This is a genomic window from Streptomyces sp. NPDC056987 (genome assembly GCF_042673865.1).
In the GTDB taxonomy this organism is placed as follows: domain Bacteria; phylum Actinomycetota; class Actinomycetes; order Streptomycetales; family Streptomycetaceae; genus Streptomyces.
Window position 1 is genome coordinate 17,687 of sequence record NZ_JBHURV010000001.1, and the last position, 19,741, is coordinate 37,427.

A 19,741-nucleotide genomic window follows, 5' to 3' on the forward strand; every position below is an offset into this window, starting at 1 on the left:
GCACTGGGTGCGACGAGGCCGAGGGGACGCGAGCCGCACCCGTCCTCCTGCTGAGACGCGTTTCTAACCCGCGCGTCGCCCGATGCGCTCGTACGTCGGTGACCCGCGCCGTTTCAGGACCAGAGCCGTGATCACGCCGACGGCGACCATGAGGTAACCGATGGCGAGGAGGGCTGCTACGACCGCGGTGGGCGCGACGATGAGCAGGTCCATGTTCAGCGACGCCGTCAGCAGGGCGAAGCCGATGGCCAGTGCGGAGATGGCTGGAGCGACGAAGGTCTTCCACCGGGAGACGCCCTTCCCGTGGCGCCGGAAGTAGACGATGACGGCGACACAGGTGAGGAACAGCAGGAGCAGCATTCCGTAGAACGCCACACCGGACGTCGCGCCGTACAGCTCGGATGCGGGGATGCCCGAGGCGATCAGGCCGACCATGATCAGGAGAAGGGCGGCGCCCACGGTGACGGCCGCGACGTGGGGTGATCCGTGCCGCCGGTGGACGGCGGCCAGCCGTCCCGGGAAGACGCCGTCCACGCTGAGCGAGTGGGTGTAGCGGGACAGGATGTTCTGCAGGGAGAGGGTCGAGGCGAACATGCTGGTCACCAGGAGAACGGCGATCACCTGGTTCGCGAAGGCGCCGATGTAGGTGAGCAGGGCGTGCGGCATCATCTCGGCCGGGCCGGCTGCCGCGTCCGCGACGGCTCGGGAGGCTCCCGAGGAAAGGATCAGCGAGTAGGACGAGATCGCGTAGAAGACGCCGAGGAAGGTGATCGTCAGGTACGTGGCGCGCGGGATGGTGACGCTCGGGTCGCGCACCTCGTCCCGGTAGATCGCGGTGGCCTCGAAGCCGTTGAAGACTCCGATGCTGAACAGGAGCAGCACCCCGATCGAGGGCGTGACCAGGTGAACGGGGTTCCAGGGGGTGAGGGAGTGGCCTTCCGGGCCGCCGTTCGTGATCATGACGATGTCGAAGATCAGGATGGCGCACACTTCGACCGCCAGCAGCACCGAAAGGACCTTGGCCGAGAGTTCCACGTTGAAGTAGCTCAGGGTCCACACGGCGCCGAGCATGATCAGCGACCAGATCCACCACGGCGCTCCCGCTGCACCGGTAAAACTGGTGAAGAGGTTGTTCACGCCGATTCCTGAGAAGACGAGTGCCGCGATGATGTTGAAGCCGTAGGTGGACAGGGCGAGGAACGAGCCGCCGAGGCCCGCGGGGCGGCCCAGGCCCTCACCTATGTAGGTGTAGAAGGCGCCTGGCCTGGGGATCTGCCGGCTCATGCTGGTGAAGCCGAGGGCGAAGAGCGTCATCAGCAGCATGACGCCGACGAAGGCGATCGGTACGGCGATCCCGAAGCTGATGTTGACGGACAGGAACCCGAAGACGACGCCGAGCGGCGCGGTGAAGGCGAGCACGGTGAAGAGCAGACCGAACGTGCCCATCTCGCCTTTGAGCGTGACGGTCGGGGAAGGAGCCTTGGCGTCCGTGGTGGGTGATCCGGAAGAACATCGGACTGTCGAGGAGTGAGTGTCCATGCGCGGGGTCTTCCTTGTCGGCCGGGCGGGTGCGCGAGGGCTTGCCCGGCTTCGGCTGAAGGCAGAGCTTCGCCGGGAGGGCGAAAGCCGGCGGGGACGGGGCCCTGGGGGAGACCGCTGCATCCGCTGTTGGCGACCAAGCATGGAGTTCCGGCCGTTGCCGGGACTGTCCCACCTTGGGGCAGTGGCGGTCGGTGACCGCGTCCCGGAGGCCGGCGGTCCGGCGGCCTGCCCTGGGCTATTCGTGGGGCCGCAGTTCCAGCTCGAAGCCTCGGTTGGTGTAGCTGTCGATCTTCCGGTAGAGGGTGGACCGGCCGATTCCCAGGATTGCCGCGGCGCGCAATCGGTTGCCACCCGCCTCGGCCAGGGCTTCGCGGATCTGGTAGAGCTCCGCTTCCTCCAGGCGCGTGAGTTTGCTCCGCGCGAGGCCGCGGCGGTGTGCCTGCGCCAGATCGTCCACGCGCAGTTCCTGCGTTCGGCAGCGTGACGCGGCGGTCTCGATGACGTTCCGCAGTTGGCGGACGTTTCCCGGCCAGTCCGCGGCGACGAGCGCGTCCAGCAGACGCGGTGACACCTGTGCGGCCGGGCTGTCGCCGAGAGAGAGGAAGTGGGATGCCAGGGCGGGAATGTCCTCGCGGCGCATGCGAAGCGAAGGCATCTGGACCTCGATGCCGTTGAGGCTGCTGATCAGCGGCAACAGCTCGTCGTCCAGTCGCGCGAGGGTGAGAACGACCCGCGGTTGTTCCAACAGGTCCAGCAGATCGGTGAGGCTCGCGCGCAGTGCGGCATCGCACTCGTCGACCCGGTGCAGGACGACCGTGGAGCCGGCCGCGAGTTCCGCGTCGATCTCGTCGATTCCCCGCGGCTGGTCCGCGGCGCCCGGCCGGCAGGTGAAGACGACGGTGCGCTCGGCGAACCGGGACGCCATGACCTGCGCGAGGTGACGCTTGCCGGTGCCCGGCTCACCGACGATGTAGGCGGGTGTGCGACGCGTGCAGGCCGTGGTCGCGGCTTCCAGCGTGCGTCGGACGGCGAGGCTGTCGCCGACGATGCCGTCGAACGGGCTCCGGCGGGGTGCCGAGCCGGCAGCCGGTGCGGACGAAGCCTTGCCCGACTCCTTGCGCCGCAGGCGCATCACGGTACCGCCCGTTGTCTCGCCGCCCAGGAGGATGGGGCTCGCGTGGAGCTGCAGGACCGTGTCGGCGCCGATCGTGAGGTCGCGTTCGACGGTCCGGTCGAGACGCTCCGCCTCGCGGCTGTACGCGGCGAGGACGGAGTAGTCGCTCTGCCCGAGGAGAGCGAGGGCTCCGCGGCTCGCGATGGTGGTGCGCTCGTCCATCGCGACGACGGCGTCGGCGCCCCGCTTGCGCACTTCCCGCAGATAGGCGGCCATCAGGGTCTGCTCCCGAGCGGCGAGCCTGGTCGCGAGCGTTCTGGTCACTTCCGCCGCGGCGCCCTGGACGATCAGGAGAATGGACCGCGGATCGATCTGGCGGGCGAGATTCTCGGGCAGCATCAGACTGAGGACACCGCGGATGGAGCGGCGCAGCGGGTCACGGATCGGGACCGAGGTGCAGCAGCTTCCCTGCAGTGTCTCGGCGAAGTGCTCGCCGCCCCACACCTGGACCGCTGTGCCCTCCTCCAGGGCGGTGCCGTCGGAGTTGGTGCCGATCAGGTCCTCCGCCATGCGTCCGCCGTAGACCGGAAAGGCTCGGTCCGCCTGCCGGACGGCCGCGGTGTCCCCGCGGAAGACGGCCAGGGTTCCCTGGGCATCGGTGAGGCACACGGCGCCCTGGGTGTCCGCGCAGAGACGTTCCAGCTCGGTCAGGACCGGTTCCGCGCAGGCGAGGAGCTGATCGTCCACGTGTGGCTGCCCGGCCTCCGTGAAGACGTTCGAGCCGGGCCGCACGTTGCAGGCCAGGCTGCGTCGCCATGATCGTGCGATCACGGGACGCAGCCTGCTCAGATCGGTCGTCGTGGGGTCGGCGACGAAACGCTCACGGAGGGAGACCAGCTCGGCATTGCCGACCGCTCCCAGGCGCACCGGGTGGGCGAGGGGGGTCCCCTCGAAGGGTGTGGTCATCGGACCTCCTCGATACGCCGCGGGAACGCGTTTGTCGAGCTCAGTAGGTCAGGAGATGCTCGAACTGTGCGGGCAGCTTACGTGCCTGCTGCCGGGCGAACTGTTGTGTGTACCACTTGCCCAGCGTCTGTACGCCGGTCGAGCCGCTGGCCTTCCAGCCCCCGAACGTCTGGGGACCGGGCCACCAGCCGGTGGTCGCGTGCCCCGGCACATTCACATCGACGCACCCGGCCTCGATGCCGTCCAGAAACGCGCGGGCCTCGTCGATGTCGCCGGTGTAGATGCCGGCGGTCAGCCCCATCGGGGTGGCGTTGGCCGCGCCGAGTGCCTCCTCGAACGAGGCTACCCGGCTGATCGTGAGGAACGGCAGGAAGTGTTCGGTGGTCGACAGTGTGTGATCGGCGGGTACGGAGGACACGACGGCGGGACGAACGAAATAGCCGTCACCGTCGAGCCTCTCGCCGCCCGACACCGTGAAGCGCTCTGCACGTGCCTGCCCGACGATGCGCTCGAACCGCGCCAGCGCCTCGGCGGACACCACGGGACCGGCGAACGCGTCGGCGTCGGTGGGGTCGGCCACGACGACACGGCCGGTACGCTCGGCGACCAGCTCGACGAGTCGGTCGTGTGCTCCCGGCGTCACCAGCACACGGGAGAGCGCGCTGCACTTCTGCCCGCCCAGGTCGAAGGCGGAGAACACGATGCCGTCGGCGGCCGCCTCCAGATCCGCGGTGTCGGTGACGATGACAGGATTCTTCCCGCCCATCTCCGCGATCACAGGCCGCGCATAGGGTCCGTTCGCGAACGACTTCATGATGGACCGGCCGACGGCGACCGAACCCGTGAAGGAGACGCCGTCGATGCCGGAGGCGGTGAGCGCCCTGCCGGGTTCGTCCGCGCCGTGGACGATGTTCACCAGCCCGGTGGGCAGGTCCATCGCCTGGCACATCTCGTACACCGCCTGGCCGGACCAGGGACCTTGGTGGGAGGTCTTGACGACCACGCCGTTGCCGGCGATGAGAGCGCCGATCGTGGGACCGGCGGCCTGCACGATCGGATAGTTGAACGGGGTGATGACGCCGAAGACACCGTACGGCCGCAGCACGGAATCGTTGGCGAAGCCGGCCGGATCGGCCGCCCGCTCGTCCTCGAAGGCTCCGGGCCTCTCCGCGTACTCGGTGTAGTAGCGCAGGATGTCCCGGACTTCGAGGCCCTCGGCCTGTGCTCCCGCATAGGACTTGCCGACCTCCAGCGCCACGCGCACGGCCCACTCCCGCGCCGCCTCCTCGACGTGGTCGATGGCGCGTCGCACGTGTGCGATCCGCGTGCTCAGCGGCACCTTCGCCCATTCCCGCTGGGCCGCCCGGCTGGTCGCGACGGCGAGCTGAACCAGTTCGGCGGGCGCGTCGTGGCAGGCGCTGACCGTCAGGGACGGGTGGCCGGGGTCCTCCCTGTTGATCAGCTCGCCGTCGAAGCGTTCCTCGCCGCCGACGACATGCGGAACGACGACGGGGTCGCCCGTGCGCCGCTCGGCGATCCCGGCGGCGAATGCCCGGTGGTCTTGGCGGTCAGCAGCAGTCATGCGATCTTCCTTTCAAATCGCGTCCTGGCTGTTCCCAGAGGTGACGCCGTTGCGGGCGAGCCTGGGAACCGGTGACCGGGACGCACTGTGTCAACCTGAGACACGGCTCAGGGGGCGGACGTAGGGGCGCCGCCTTCCTCGGGGCGCCCCTCGGTTCGTTCCCGTCCGGATGTGTGGCCCGGGCGGGTCAGTCCTCGATACCGGCGGGTCGCCGGAGCGCGGCCAGGGACTCGGTGGGGTGCACGATGTCCTTGATCCGCGGGATGACCTCCGTGCCCAGCAGTTCGAAGTGGCGCCGGTAGCGCTCGGGCTGGTCGAGGTAGTCGAAGGTGAAGCTGATGATCTTGCCGAAGCCGCCGGAGGCGTCCAGGTCCCGCCGCAGCTTCTTGATCACGGTGTCGGGGGATCCGACGAGCCACTTCTCCTCGGCGAGGTACTCGATCGGCACGTCGTCCGGGTCGGTGACGTTCAGCTCGGGCACCATGGCCGGCAGCATGCCGCCGCGGGCGTAGCCGGGCAGCATCCACTCACGGTAGGTCCGCCCCATGGCCCCGTTCACGGCGAGGTCCATCGCCTCCTCGTCGGTGTCGGCGACCAGGATGTTGTGGGCGATACGCCACTCGTTGCGGTTCGCGGTGAAGCCGGATTTTTCCGCGCCCTGCATGTACCGGTACCAGTGACCGGCGAGATACTCGCGGCCCACGTTGAAGCTCATGGGCAGATAGCCCAGCTCGCCGGCGCGCGTCATGGTGCGGGAGGCGGGGCTGAGGCCGGCCATGAGCAGCGGCGGATGCGGCTTCTGCAGCGGCTCCATGAACGGGCCCTGCTGGATCTCGTCGTACGCGGGGATCTCGAACTGCCAGTGCTTCCCGTCGTGGCGGAACGGGCCCTTCTTCTCCCAGATGGCGCGCATGATCTCGACGGCCTCCGCCATCTTCCCGCCGGGGTCGGTGTTGCCGTGGATCAGGTGGTCCGTGGGGTAGGCACCCGCGCCGAGGCCGACCATCAGACGGCCGTTCGACATGTGGTCGAGTTGCATCAGCCGGTGCGCCAGCGCCATCGGGTTGTGGTTGCCCGGAACGTTCGCGCCGGTGCCGAACCTGATCTGCTTCGTCTGCCGCAGCGCGGCCGCGATGTACAGCTCAGGGCTGCACACCGGCTCCCACCTCATGGTGCTGTGCTCGGCGATCCACACCTCGGACAGACCGAACTCGTCGGCCCAGTCGATGACCTGCATGTCCCACTGGAAACCTTCGTGCAGGCCGGTCTCCGGAAGGCGGAACGGTACGAGGAACAGCCCGATATCCATGCTCGTTCTCCAATGTGTACGCGATCATTCGGTCTGATCGCTGTGGTCCTGCCCGCAGTCTCACGCCCGGGACGGCGGCGCGACTGTGCCACCTTGAGGCACCGGAAAGCGCTGCTCAGGTGAGGTCATCGCACGGGGCTGCGCAGCGTGCCGACGCGCTCGATGCCGACCTCGACGACGTCTCCGGGCCTCAGCCACAACGGAGGATTGCGCTTGCTGCCGATGCCTTCCGGCGTACCGGTCGAGATGATGTCGCCGGGGGAGAGCGCCAGGAACCGGCTGATGTAGGCGATCAGTTCGGCGACGGGAAAGATCATGTGCCGGGTGTTGGAGCCCTGCACCCGCACACCGTTCACCCGTGTGGTGAGCTCCAGACTCTGTACGTCGCCCACCTCGTCGAGTGTCACCAGTGCGGGCCCGCAGGGCGTCGAGGCGTCGACCGCCTTTCCGGCCAGCCACTGCGTTCCGTGGTACTGCAGGTCCCGGGCGGTGACGTCGTTGAGCACCATGACACCGGCGACCAGGTCCAGGGCCTCGTGCGGCTTCACGCCGCGGCCTTCCCGGCCGATGACGACCGCCAGCTCACCCTCGTAGTCGAGCTTGCCGGTGATGTGCGAGCAGCGGATCTCGTCCGCCGGGCCGATGAGCGTGCTGGCGAACTTCGCGAACACGTCGGGGTGCGCCGGCAGTGCCCTGCCCGTCTCGGCCACATGGTCGTCGTAGTTCAGGCCGATGCACAGCACTTTCCCGGGGTCGGTGACCGGCGGCCCCAGACGGAGGTCCGCCGCCGGGGCGACCCGCGCGGACGACCGCTCGGCCGCCGCCCGTTGTACGGCCGCGGCGACCTGTCCGAGCGACCGGCCATGACGGCGCAGCAGTTCTCTCGTGGTGGCCTGCGGGCCCAGCCCCGCCATCCCGCTCGCGAGCAGTGCGACGTCCACGTCGTACACCACCTCGTCGAGCAGTGCACCGGACCGCCAGCCGTCGTCGTCCAGCCAGTAGGAGACGAGTCTCATCGTGTTCTCCTCTTCGCGGCGGCCCGTCCGTACGGCACCGCCGACACGTGGTGTGAGAGAGGGGGCTCAGACGGCGAGCAGCCGGCCCCCGTCGAAGAAATCGCCCGCCGAGTACACGAGGGGCGGCAGGTCGCTGGTCTCGACTCCGACGACGCGTCCGAAGAACACCGAATGAGTTCCGGCCTCCACCCGTGAGACGACCTGGACCTCGAACGTCGCCGACGCCTCGTCCAGCAAGGGTGCGCCCTGTCCGCCCTCGTGCCAGCCGACGCCCTGGAACTTGTCCCCGCCCGACCTGGCGAACGTGGTCGCGACCGTCGACTGGGTGTTGCTCAGGATGCTGATGCCCAGGTGCTGAGCCGCGCACAGCGCCGCATGCGACTGCGCGGAGGAGTTGATGCAGACCAGAACCAGCAGCGGAGCCATCGAGACGCTGCTGAACGCGTTGACGACCAGTCCGACGGGCCGTCCGTCGACCTGAGCGGTCACGATCGTCACCCCCGAGGGAAAAGACCGGTGAGCCTGCTTCACCTGCTGGACCAGCTCCGCGGACACAGGCTGGTCGGGAACGGGGACGAGCGACGTGGTGTGAGTCTTCATACCGCCTACAGTGCTGCGCGGCGGGCGCTGGAAATCGTGCCAATCTGGTACAGCGCCAGGGGGTGTGCGCGTCCCGTCATGATGCCGGGCCAGGCTCATCAGGCGGTCGTTCCGGCGACCTCGGCCACGGCGTCCGCCAGCCGGTCGGCGAGATCGTCCACCACCTCGGTCGTCATCGGTGTCGTCAGTGCGGCCAGGTTGGCCGACGACAGCAGCAGGCCGCGGTGGTAGGCGGCCCACCACAGGCGGTGCTGCGTCTCCCGGTCGACACCGGTCCTGCCGACGGGGAACACGCGCAGCAAGGACCCCGAGCCGCGAACCTCCCACCCGAGCGGCTCGATACGCGCCGACACCACCCGGCGAGCCCGGTCGCCGAGCCGGTTCAGCCGGGCCACGGCGTCAGGAGAGAGCAACCGCAGCGCCTCCGCGCCGGCCGCCATGCTCACCGGGTTTCCCGAGAAAGTACCGGAGTGCGGGATGCTGCCCTTGCGCCGCGGGTCGAGTACGCGCATGACCTCCTCGCGCCCCGCGACCGCGCCGACGGGGAAACCGCCGCCGATGAGCTTGCCCGCGGTCAGCAGATCGGGCACGATCCCGTACTCCCGGCTCAGCCCGCCCGCACCGAGCCGAAGGCTGATCACCTCGTCGATGACGAGGAGGATGCCGTACCGGTCCGCCAGGTCGCGTGCCGCCGACAGGAACTCGGCGGTCACCGGAATCAGGCCGGCCCGGTTCGGCAACAGGTCGAGGACGATGGCCGCATGGTGGTGCGGCTGCTCCTCGATCACCTGCCGGAGCAGGTCGATGTCGTTGAGGGGAACCAGGGACACCTCGCGCACGGTGGACTCCGGAACACCCCGTGCGGACTGCTCGCCACCAGCACACAGCGCGACGTCGGACGAGCCGTGGTAACCGCCTCGCGTCATGAGCACACCCGGACGTCCGGTCACCTCACGGGCGATACGGACGGCCGACATCACCGCCTCGGTACCCGAGTTGGTGAACCGCACCTGGTCCAGGCCGGGCAGGCGCCGCAGAAGGAGATCGGCCAGCTCCCATTCACCGGGGTTGGGAATGCCCCAGCACGAACCGGAGCCCATCGCCCGGGTCGCGGCCTCGACGATCTGCGGGTGCGCGTTGCCGTGCACGAGCGTGGTGAAGTTGTTGTTCGCGTCGATCAGCTCGCGCCCTCGGTCGTCCCAGAGCCGGTAGCCCGCGCCGCGCAGGGCGTAGGCCGGCACGGCGCCGGTGTGATAGGCGTCGCGGCCGTACCCGCCGGGCAGCAGGGGAAAGCCCCGCCGCCCCCTGCGTACATGCGGATCGCTGTCCGGTACGTCCGGTACATCGGTCTTCGTCTCAAGAGCCATCGACGCTCAACATCCTTCGCGGGGGACGGTCGGGTTTCCGGTGGCAGCCACCGTGGCGGTGAGACCGTACGCAGGCCGGTGCGTCACGAACTGTCCTGAGTTGGCACAGGCCCGAGGTGTCCCGAAGTGGCACAGATGCGGCGCAAAGGCGACCGTAATCTTGCCCAGAACCGTGACGGGCGGCTCCGGCCGCGAGGAGATGTGGGGAAACGATGGATCGAGTTCGAGGCAAGGTCGCGATCGTCACCGGTGCCGCCCGGGGCCAGGGCGAGGCGCACAGCCGGCTCCTCGCCGCGGAGGGCGCCGCAGTCCTCATGACCGATGTCCTCGACGACGCCGGTGAGACCGTGGCCGGGGAACTGCGCGACGCCGGGTACGACGTGCGCTACCGGCACACCGACGTCACCTCCGAAGCCGACTGGCTCGCCACGGTCGAGGACGCCGAACGCCGCTGGGGCCGTATCGACATCCTGGTCAACAACGCCGGCATCGTCGGCACGATGAAGGCCGCCGACGAGGAGGACGTCGAGGCCTGGACGAAAATCACCGCGATCAACCAGCAGGGTGTCTTCCTGGGCATCAAGCACGTGGTCCCGGCGATGCGCCGAAGCGGCGGCGGCGCCATCGTCAACACCTGTTCCATCAACGGATCGGTCGGAGCACCCGGCTCCTTCTCCTACCAGGCGTCCAAGGGCGCCGTACGCATGATGACCCGAGCCGCGGCACTTGAGTACGTCAAGGACAACATCCGCGTGAACTCGGTCTCCCCCGGTCTGGTGATGACTCCCATGGCCGAGGAGGAGGGCGAGGAATCCAACAAAGCTTTCGCCGCCGCCACCCCGATGGGGCGTGGCGCGCGCCCCGAAGAGGTCAGCTACGGCGTCCTCTTCCTCGCCAGCGAGGAAGCCAGCTACGTCACCGGCACCGACCTCCTGATCGACGGTGGCTACACCGCTCAGTAGAAAACGGCTCCGACGCCCCGCCGTCCCTTACTTCTTATTCAGCCTCAATCAGAATGTGCCGGCGCAGGCCTTCCGGGCCGAAACTCCCCAGGAATGCCGGCACACCCAGGACAGGAGAATTCCCATGGGCAGGCTTTCCGGCAAGGTCGCGATCGTCACAGGAGCGGGTTCCGGACAGGGAAGGGCGACGGCGCTCGCCCTGGCCGCCGAGGGCGCTCGCGTCGTGGCGGCGGACATCGACGAGACCGGTCTCGCCCAGCTCGCGTCTGCCGCAGGAGAGATCGTCGTCGAGCGTTGCGACGTAGCTCGCGCGGACGAGGTGGAGTCCCTGGTAGCCCTGGCGGAGGAGCGATTCGGTGGACTGCACGCGATGCTCAACTGCGCCGGCTACCTCCGCGCGGCTCCCCTGCTGGACACGACGGAGGAGATGCTCGACAGCATGATCGACGTCAACCTCAAGGGCGTCTTCCACGGATGCAAGTCCGCCGTGCCGGCCCTCCGGCGCAGCGGGGGAGGATCGATCGTCAATTGGGGCTCGGTCAATTCTCTGGTTGCCGAACCGGAAATCTCCGCGTACACGGCCACCAAGGGCGCGGTTCTGATGCTCACGAAGTCGGTGGCGGTCGAATTCGCCAAGGACAACATCCGGGCAAATTGCATCTGTCCGGGGGCGGTGCGCACTCCGATGGTCGAGAGCTTCTTCGACGAGGGCTTCTTCGAGGACAGGGACGCGCAGCGAAAGTATCAACCCCTTGGCGTGGGAACCCCGGAGCAGGTCGCTGATGTGGCAGTTTTTCTCGCCTCGGACGAGTCACGCCTCATGACGGGTTCTGCGGTAGTCGTCGACGGTGGTTACACGGCCCTGTAGGGAGCGCGTGGATATCCCAGAGACTCCGTCACACCCCACCTCGCCTCGCGTTTATGCGGGTCAGGTGTGGTGTGACGGAGGTTGTTCCGCAGGTTTTCAGATGTCCCGGAAGATCTCGATCTGCGCGCCCACCGAGTTGAGCCGTTCCGCCAGGTCCTCGTACCCCCGGTTGATGACATAGACGTTGCGCAGTACGGACGTGCCCTCCGCCGCCATCATCGCCAGCAGCACGACCACCGCCGGCCGCAGCGCGGGCGGGCACATCATCTCGGCGGCGCGCCAGCGCGTCGGGCCCTCCACCAGGACGCGGTGGGGGTCGAGGAGTTGGAGGCGGCCCCCGAGGCGGTTGAGGTCCGTGAGGTAGATGGCGCGGTTGTCGTAGACCCAGTCGTGGATCAGCGTCTGGCCCTGGGCGACCGCCGCGATGGCCGCGAAGAACGGCACGTTGTCGATGTTCAGACCGGGGAACGGCATCGGGTGGATCTTGTCGATCGGCGCCTCCAGCTTCGACGGCCGTACGGTCAGATCCACCAGCCGCGTACGGGCGTTGTCGGCGCAGTACTCGGCCGAGCGGTCGTGGTCCAGGCCCATCTCCTCCAGCACCGCCAGCTCGATCTCCAGGAACTCGATCGGGACGCGCCGGATCGTGAGCTGGGACTCGGTGACGACGGCGGCGGCGATCAGGCTCATCGCCTCGACCGGGTCCTCGGAGGGGGAGTAGTCCACGTCCACGTCGATGGAGGGCACACCGTGCACGGTCAGTGTGGTCGTGCCGATGCCGTCGATCCGTACGCCCAGTGCCTCCAGGAAGAAACAGAGGTCCTGGACCATGTAGTTGGACGAGGCGTTGCGGATGACGGTCGCGCCGTCGTGGCGGGCCGCGGCCAGCAGGGCGTTCTCGGTGACGGTGTCCCCGCGCTCGGTCAGCACGATCGGCCGGTCCGGCGACACGGAGTGGTCCACCTGGGCGTGGTAGAGGCCCTCGGTCGCCGCGATGTCGAGGCCGAAGCGGCGCAGCGCGATCATGTGCGGTTCGATGGTGCGGGTGCCGAGGTCGCAACCGCCCGCGTACGGCAGCCGGAAGGTGTCCATCCGGTGCAGCAGCGGTCCGAGGAACATGATGATGGAGCGGGTGCGGCGGGCCGCCTCCGCGTCGATGGCCTCCAGGTCCAGCTCGGCGGGCGGCACGATCTCCAGGTCCACGCCCCCGTTGATCCAGCGGGTGCGGACGCCGATGGAGTTCAGCACCTCCAGCAGCCGGAAGACCTCCTCGATGCGCGCCACGCGGCGCAGCACCGTACGCCCCTTGTTGAGCAGTGAGCCGCAGAGCAGCGCCACGCACGCGTTCTTGCTCGTCTTGACGTCGATGGCCCCGGAGAGCCGGCGCCCGCCGACGACCCGCAGATGCATCGGTCCGGCGTACCCGAGCGAGACGATCTCGCTGTCTAGCGCCTCCCCGATGCGCGCGATCATCTCAAGGCTGATGTTCTGGTTGCCGCGCTCGATGCGATTCACGGCGCTCTGGCTCGTGGCCAAAGCGTCGGCGAGTTGGCTCTGGGTCCATCCCCGGTGTTGCCGGGCGTCACGGATGAGCTTGCCGATGCGTACGAGGTAATCGTCTGCCATGGCGGCAGGTTATCTCACATGTGAGATAAGTGGCTTGCTGGGGTGGGCTGTCGGGGTGTCGCTGCCTCGCCGTCCCGGTTGTCGCGACCCCGTTGGCCCGCCGCCTCGGGGTGTCGCGCCCTCCGGCCCGGCTCATCGTGCACCCTGCCGGCCGGAGCGGCCACCGGGGCGCGGCCGTACGGGTCGCGGCCGGACCGGGGCATGACCGGGCAGCGGTCATGTACTAGAGTTATCTCGACATCGAGATATCTGCCGAAGGCGTACCGCGGCCGCCCAATCGGTAAGGGTTACCTAACTAAGCCTTACCTTAACGGATCGGTGAGGAGCCGTGGCGGCAGCATGACGTAGTACGTGCACATTGATGAAGGAGACTGTCGTGTCGGCGAACAGCTTCGACGCCCGCAGCACGCTGCGCGTGGGTGACGAGTCGTACGAGATCTTCCGGCTGGACAAGGTCGAGGGCTCCGCGCGCCTCCCTTACAGCCTGAAGGTGCTGCTGGAGAACCTGCTCCGCACCGAGGACGGCGCGAACATCACCGCCGACCACATTCGTTCCGTCGGTTCCTGGGACTCCCAGGCGCAGCCGAGCCAGGAGATCCAGTTCACGCCGGCCCGCGTGATCATGCAGGACTTCACCGGTGTGCCCTGTGTGGTGGACCTCGCCACCATGCGCGAGGCCGTGAAGGAGCTGGGCGGCGACCCGGCGAAGATCAACCCGCTGGCCCCGGCCGAGATGGTCATCGACCACTCCGTGATCGCCGACAAGTTCGGCACGCACGAGGCGTTCGCGCAGAACGTCGAGCTGGAGTACGGCCGCAACCGCGAGCGCTACCAGTTCCTGCGCTGGGGCCAGACCGCCTTCGACGAGTTCAAGGTCGTCCCGCCGGGCACCGGCATCGTGCACCAGGTCAACATCGAGCACCTGGCCCGTACGGTCATGGTCCGTAACGGCCAGGCGTACCCCGACACCCTCGTCGGCACCGACTCGCACACCACCATGGTCAACGGCCTGGGCGTGCTGGGCTGGGGCGTCGGCGGCATCGAGGCCGAGGCCGCGATGCTCGGCCAGCCCGTCTCGATGCTCATCCCGCGCGTCGTCGGTTTCAAGCTGACCGGTGAGCTGCCCGCCGGCACCACCGCCACCGACCTGGTCCTCACGATCACCGAGATGCTGCGCAAGCACGGCGTCGTCGGCAAGTTCGTCGAGTTCTACGGCGAGGGCGTCGCCGCGACCTCCCTCGCCAACCGCGCCACCATCGGCAACATGTCGCCGGAGTTCGGCTCCACCGCCGCGATCTTCCCGATCGACGACGAGACGCTGAAGTATCTGCGCCTGACCGGCCGTGACGCGCAGCAGGTCGCCCTCGTCGAGGCGTACGCGAAGGAGCAGGGCCTCTGGCTCGACCCGGCCGCCGAGCCCGACTTCTCGGAGAAGCTGGAGCTGGACCTCTCCACGGTCGTCCCCTCCATCGCCGGCCCGAAGCGTCCGCAGGACCGCATCATCCTGGCCGAGGCCAAGGCGAAGTTCGCCGAGGACGTGCGCAACTACGTCTCCGACGACGAGGAGGCGGGCAAGGAGTCCTTCCCGGCCTCCGACGCCCCGGCCTCCGCCAACGGGGTGCCGACGCGCCCGACGCTGGTCACGGCCCCGGACGGCTCGACGTACGAGATCGACCACGGCGCCGTCACCGTCGCCGCGATCACCTCCTGCACCAACACGTCGAACCCGTACGTGATGGTCGCCGCCGCGCTGGTCGCGAAGAAGGCCGTCGAGAAGGGCCTGAGCCGCAAGCCGTGGGTCAAGACGACCCTCGCCCCGGGCTCGAAGGTCGTCACCGACTACTTCGACAAGGCGGGCCTGACCCCGTACCTCGACAAGGTCGGCTTCAACCTCGTCGGCTACGGCTGCACCACCTGCATCGGCAACTCGGGCCCGCTGCCCGAGGAGGTCTCCAAGGCGGTCAACGAGCACGACCTGGCGGTCACCTCGGTGCTCTCCGGCAACCGCAACTTCGAGGGCCGGATCAACCCCGACGTCAAGATGAACTACCTGGCGTCCCCGCCGCTGGTCGTCGCGTACGCCATCGCGGGCTCCATGAAGGTGGACATCACCAAGGACGCCCTGGGCATCGACCAGGACGGCAAGCCCGTCTTCCTCCAGGACATCTGGCCCACCGAGGCCGAGGTCAACGACGTCGTGGCCAACGCCATCGGCGAGGACATGTTCAGCAAGTCCTACCAGGACGTGTTCGCGGGCGACGCGCAGTGGCAGGCGCTGTCGATCCCCACCGGCAACACCTTCGAGTGGGACCCGCAGTCCACCTACGTCCGCAAGCCCCCGTACTTCGAGGGCATGACGATGGAGACCACGCCGGTCGCGGACATCAGCGACGCGCGGGTCCTGGCCAAGCTGGGCGACTCGGTCACCACCGACCACATCTCCCCGGCGGGCGCGATCAAGGCCGACACCCCGGCCGGCGCGTACCTGACGGAGCACGGCGTCGAGCGCCGCGACTTCAACTCGTACGGGTCCCGGCGTGGCAACCACGAGGTCATGATCCGCGGCACGTTCGCCAACATCCGCCTGCGCAACCAGATCGCGCCGGGCACGGAGGGCGGCTACACCCGCGACTTCACGAGGGCCGCCGAAGGTGACGGAGGAGCCCCGGTCTCCTTCATCTACGACGCCTCGCGCAACTACATCGAGCAGGGCATCCCGCTGGTCGTCCTCGCCGGCAAGGAGTACGGTTCCGGCTCGTCCCGCGACTGGGCCGCCAAGGGCACCGCGCTGCTCGGCGTGAAGGCCGTCATCGCCGAGTCGTACGAGCGCATCCACCGCTCGAACCTCATCGGCATGGGCGTTCTCCCGCTCCAGTACCCGGAGGGCGCCTCAGCGCAGTCCCTGGGCCTGACGGGCGAGGAGTCCTTCTCCTTCACCGGCGTCACGGAGCTGAACGACGGCACCACCCCGCGCACGGTCAAGGTGACGACGGACACCGGCGTGGAGTTCGACGCGGTGGTCCGCATCGACACCCCGGGTGAGGCGGACTACTACCGCAACGGCGGCATCATGCAGTACGTGCTGCGCAGCCTGATCCGCAAGTAGCGCTCACGGCGTCCGCCGATCGCGCGGCCGAGGGCCGTGCCCCGTACGTTCGTGTACGGGGCACGGCCCTCGGCGTATGTGCCGGTGGGTCCGGGACGTATCGATTCCACCGGTGCGTTCCATTCGTCGGATCATCCTTCAGTCGGATGTTGAGGCCGTATCGCACCCGGCAGCCATCGCGTCGGTCGCGGCCGGTCGATTCCCGGTGATTCCGCTTACGGAGAGGCGGCACTGGCGTGAACTTGCCTGCGGTATGTTGCTCTCCGTAACCAGCCGCATATACAATAGATAGCGGTTGTATGCTCAACCAAACTGAGTGGAGGCAAGGATGCAGCGTGCCTGGGAGGCAGATCCGTCCGCGTTATTTTTCCGTCGGCTGGGAAAGTCGGCCAAGGAGCTGGGGAATTCCGACGGGAAAGACCAGTGCCCGGACATCTGGCAGCTCGACAACGGTGATATCGCCGTGATCGGCAGGGACCTCACGTCCCACTACGCGCCCCGGCTTCCGGACGGGGTCGCCCTCGCCGCGGACGAGCGGCTCGTGGTCATTCCCGGAAACATGCTCCGGGCCGCCAAACCGGATATCACCGATGCTTGACCTCGGCGCCCCGGCCGCCCTGCGCCGCGAGCAGGGTGTGCGCCTCGCCGGGGAGGTCTACAAGCGGGAGTTCTGGGAACGCGACGCGGCGATCCACGACCGGGACTCGTGGAAGCTGGAGCGCCGGCAGCATTTCGAGGAGCAGGGCAGCCCCAGCCGTGACGCGCTCTCCCGCGGCGACTGGGCGGAATCGCTGAGACTCATGGAGGAACGGCGCGAGAATCTTCTCGCGGCCGCCCGCGAGGACGAGCGGCGCAACTCCCTGTTCCACCGGGTACGGGTGGTCGAACAGCCGCTGACGCCCTATCTGCAATGGGAGCTGCATTCGCTGCGGCAGCAGGCGCAATGCGGAATGCGGGTACGGGTGGTCGGCGCCGACCTGGTGAGTTCCTCGGAGGACGACGGTCTTCTGCCGGAACTGGTCGTCCTCGGCGGGGACGTGCTGTACGAGGTGCTCTACACCGAATCCGGCGTTCCGGACGGCGCGGTCCGTCATACCGACCCCGATGTCATCGGGCGCTGGGAAAGCTACATCAAGTACCTCTACCGGGCGGGCGAGGATGTGATGAGCTACTTCGACCGCGAGGTGGCCCACCTTCCCCCGCCGACAACGAAGGCGGATTAGGCGATCAACGGATCCAGCAGAAGCGAGGAATACCCCGACACGTCGCGGAACGACCTGTCGGGGAATTCCCGCGATGTCGTACAGGCGGGAAGTGTCACCGGTGGAATTCACTTCCACGAGCGCGGCACCCGCGCCGAGGACGGCTCATCGAACCCCACCCCACGGCAACTCCCGGCCGACGTAAGGCAATTCGTCAACCGTACGGACGAACTGAGCCAGTTGAACGCGGTGTTGGCCGACGAGGCCGGACGGCCACTCGTCATCTCCGTCTGTGTCATCGCGGGTACCGCCGGTGCGGGAAAGACGTCACTCGCGCTGCGCTGGGCCCACCAGGTCCAGGAGCGCTTCCCCGACGGACAGCTTTACGTCAATCTGCGCGGCTACGACCCGGGGGAGCCGGTCACGGCCCGGGAGGCGCTGCACCGGTTCCTGCCCGCGCTCGGGGTACGCCCCTCCTCGGTGCCCCAGGATCCCGACGCGGCCGCCGCGCTGTACCGCTCCCTCCTGGCCGACCGGCGGATACTGATCATCCTCGACAACGCCGCCACGGTCGCCCAGGTACGCCCCCTGCTCCCCGGCAGCAAGGACTGCCTCGTGGTCGTGACCAGCCGGAGCAGACTCTCCGGGCTGGCCGTCCGCGACGGCGCACGCCGGCTGACGCTCGGCACCCTGCCCCAGCCGGAGGCGGTCTCCCTGCTCCGTACCGTCACCGCCGGGTACCGGCCGGAGGACGACGCGGACAAGCTCACCGAACTGGCCGAACTCTGCGCACGGCTGCCGCTGGCCCTGCGCATCGCGGCCGAACGCGCCGCGAGCCACCCGCACATGCGGCTCGACGACCTGATCGCCGACCTGCGGGACGAGAGCGCCCTGTGGGACGCCCTCAGCACCGGCGACGACGAGGAGGCGGAAGCCGTCCGTACGGTCTTCGCGTGGTCCTACCGCGCCCTGCCCGACCAGGCCGCCCGGCTGTTCCGGCTGCTCGGACTGCACCCCGGTCCCGAGTTCGGCCTGCACGCCGCCGCCGCGCTGAGCGCGCTCACCCCCGGCCGGGGCAGACAGTTGCTGGACTCTCTCGTCGGCGCCCATCTGCTGGAACAGACCGGCCCCGACCGCTACCAGTTCCACGACCTGTTACGGGCCTACGCGACCGACCAGGCGACGCAGGAGGAGCCGGCCGAGGAGCGGCGGGCCGCGCTCCACCGTGCCCTGGACTGGTATCTGCACAGCGCCGACGCGGCACAGAGCTGGATCAGCCCCGCCGAACCCCACCTGGACCTCGCCCCGCCCGCCCCGGGGGTGCGGCCGCAGGTGTTCACGGCGTACGACGCGGCGGTGGACTGGGCGGAGCGCGAACACACCAACCTGCTCCACGCCGTACGCACCGCGGCCGCCGTCGGACACGACGAACTCGCCTGGCAGCTCGCCGCCGTACTGGCGAACGCGCGGTTCCCCTCCTCCCCGACGGCGGACTGGCTGGAGGCCGGCCGGATCGGCCTGGCCGCGGCGCAGCGGCTCGGCGAGCGCGCGGGAGAGGCGCTGCTCCTCACCGAACTCGGCATCGGCTACACCCGGATCAACCGACTCGCCGAGAGCCGGGAGAGCCACCGGAGCGCCCTGCTGATCCGGCGGGAGCTGGAGGACCGGCTCGGCGAGGCCCATTCGCTCAACCTCATCGGGCTGTTCCATCTCAACAACCGTCAACTGACCCAGGCCGCCGACCATTTCGAGCAGGCCATCGCGGTCTTCCACGAACAGGACTCCGCCCACTGGGCGGCCACCGCGCTCTCCAACCTCGCCAGCACTCATTACGAGGCAGGGCGGCTCCCCGAGGCCGCCGCCGTCACCCGGCAGGCGCTGGCGGCCCACCGTTCCCTGGAGAACCAGCGGGGCGAGGGGAACATCCTGCGCCTCCTGAGCCAGATCGAGCGCGAGCAGGGGGAGACCGAGCAGGCCCTCGGGTCCGCCCGGGCCGCCGTCGACATCGCCCTCGTGCTGCGCGACCACCGGCTGGAGGGGTACTGGCTGCTGCCCCTGGGCGACGCCCAGCGCGACAGCGGCGCGCTCGCGGACGCCCTGGAGTCGTACCAGCGCTCCGCCACGCTCCAGCGCCGACTCGGCAACCGCAGCAGGGAAGCCCAGGCATGGCACGGCGCGGCCCTCACGTACAGCCGGCTCGGCCGGGACGAGGAGGCCGCGCGCTTCCACCGGCTGGCCGCCACGGCCCACCGGGAGCTCGGCGACACCTGGGACGAGGCGCAGGCCCTGGACGGGCTCGCGGCCACCCGGCTCGGCGACGATCCGGCGACGGCGGTGAGCCACTGGACGGAGGCGCTGCGCCTCCTCGACGGCTACGACGACCCCCGGGCGGCGGCCCTGCGCGACCGCGTCGAGCGCGATCTGGCGGCGGCCCGGCCCGTGTGACCGGCAGACAGAAGCGGGTCACCGGACCTCGTCCGG

General features: G+C 68.9%; 14 protein-coding genes. 6 read left to right on the forward strand and 8 right to left on the reverse strand.

What is annotated here, in order from left to right; all coding sequences use genetic code 11:
- Window positions 1–63: 63 nt before the first annotated feature.
- The 7 genes from ACFTZC_RS00080 to ACFTZC_RS00110 all read right to left on the reverse strand — a co-directional run bounded on the left by ACFTZC_RS00080 (window position 64) and on the right by ACFTZC_RS00110 (window position 9,496).
- Window positions 64–1,539, reverse strand: coding sequence for an APC family permease (locus ACFTZC_RS00080; RefSeq protein ID WP_382885271.1), 1,476 nt, complete (start codon window positions 1,537–1,539; stop codon window positions 64–66).
- Window positions 1,540–1,777: 238 nt separating this feature from the next.
- A complete protein-coding gene (locus ACFTZC_RS00085) occupies window positions 1,778–3,622 on the reverse strand; it encodes a sigma-54-dependent Fis family transcriptional regulator (protein WP_382885273.1) in 1,845 nt (614 codons plus the stop codon).
- 40 nt (window positions 3,623–3,662) lie between these two features.
- Window positions 3,663–5,204, reverse strand: a complete 1,542-nt coding sequence (locus ACFTZC_RS00090) for an aldehyde dehydrogenase family protein (RefSeq protein WP_382885275.1) — start codon at window positions 5,202–5,204, stop codon at window positions 3,663–3,665.
- A 187-nt stretch (window positions 5,205–5,391) separates the two neighbouring features.
- Window positions 5,392–6,513, reverse strand: coding sequence for an LLM class flavin-dependent oxidoreductase (locus tag ACFTZC_RS00095; protein ID WP_382885277.1), 1,122 nt, complete (start codon window positions 6,511–6,513; stop codon window positions 5,392–5,394).
- A 125-nt stretch (window positions 6,514–6,638) separates the two neighbouring features.
- Window positions 6,639–7,529, reverse strand: a complete 891-nt coding sequence (locus ACFTZC_RS00100; RefSeq protein WP_382885278.1) for a fumarylacetoacetate hydrolase family protein — start codon at window positions 7,527–7,529, stop codon at window positions 6,639–6,641.
- Between the two features lie 66 nt (window positions 7,530–7,595).
- Window positions 7,596–8,129: a flavin reductase family protein gene (locus ACFTZC_RS00105; RefSeq protein WP_382885279.1), complete on the reverse strand. Its 534-nt coding sequence runs from the start codon at window positions 8,127–8,129 to the stop codon at window positions 7,596–7,598.
- A 98-nt stretch (window positions 8,130–8,227) separates the two neighbouring features.
- Window positions 8,228–9,496: an aspartate aminotransferase family protein gene (locus ACFTZC_RS00110; RefSeq protein WP_382885281.1), complete on the reverse strand. Its 1,269-nt coding sequence runs from the start codon at window positions 9,494–9,496 to the stop codon at window positions 8,228–8,230.
- A 212-nt stretch (window positions 9,497–9,708) separates the two neighbouring features.
- Between ACFTZC_RS00110 and ACFTZC_RS00115 the strand changes: the two genes are divergently transcribed.
- Both ACFTZC_RS00115 and ACFTZC_RS00120 read left to right on the forward strand, forming a co-directional pair.
- Window positions 9,709–10,458: an SDR family NAD(P)-dependent oxidoreductase gene (locus ACFTZC_RS00115; RefSeq protein WP_382885282.1), complete on the forward strand. Its 750-nt coding sequence runs from the start codon at window positions 9,709–9,711 to the stop codon at window positions 10,456–10,458.
- 124 nt (window positions 10,459–10,582) lie between these two features.
- The gene (locus ACFTZC_RS00120) at window positions 10,583–11,326 is read left to right on the forward strand and encodes an SDR family NAD(P)-dependent oxidoreductase (RefSeq protein WP_382885284.1); all 744 of its coding nucleotides are present in this window, start codon (window positions 10,583–10,585) and stop codon (window positions 11,324–11,326) included.
- Between the two features lie 96 nt (window positions 11,327–11,422).
- Here ACFTZC_RS00120 and ACFTZC_RS00125 read toward each other — a convergent pair whose 3' ends face one another.
- Window positions 11,423–12,952, reverse strand: a complete 1,530-nt coding sequence (locus tag ACFTZC_RS00125; RefSeq protein WP_382885286.1) for a helix-turn-helix domain-containing protein — start codon at window positions 12,950–12,952, stop codon at window positions 11,423–11,425.
- A 376-nt stretch (window positions 12,953–13,328) separates the two neighbouring features.
- Between ACFTZC_RS00125 and acnA the strand changes: the two genes are divergently transcribed.
- The 4 genes from acnA to ACFTZC_RS00145 all read left to right on the forward strand — a co-directional run bounded on the left by acnA (window position 13,329) and on the right by ACFTZC_RS00145 (window position 19,705).
- On the forward strand, window positions 13,329–16,058 hold the full coding sequence (gene acnA / locus ACFTZC_RS00130) for an aconitate hydratase AcnA (RefSeq protein WP_382885287.1): 2,730 nt from the start codon (window positions 13,329–13,331) through the stop codon (window positions 16,056–16,058).
- 328 nt (window positions 16,059–16,386) lie between these two features.
- Complete coding sequence (locus ACFTZC_RS00135; RefSeq protein ID WP_382885289.1) at window positions 16,387–16,656, forward strand: hypothetical protein; 270 nt, start codon at window positions 16,387–16,389, stop codon at window positions 16,654–16,656.
- A complete protein-coding gene (locus ACFTZC_RS00140) occupies window positions 16,649–17,281 on the forward strand; it encodes a DUF6879 family protein (protein ID WP_382885291.1) in 633 nt (210 codons plus the stop codon). Before ACFTZC_RS00135 ends, ACFTZC_RS00140 begins: the two co-directional genes overlap by 8 nt.
- Before the next feature lie 219 nt (window positions 17,282–17,500).
- Entirely contained in the window at window positions 17,501–19,705 is a 2,205-nt protein-coding gene (locus ACFTZC_RS00145) for an ATP-binding protein (RefSeq protein ID WP_382885293.1), read from the forward strand.
- The last annotated feature ends 36 nt before the right edge of the window (window positions 19,706–19,741 follow it).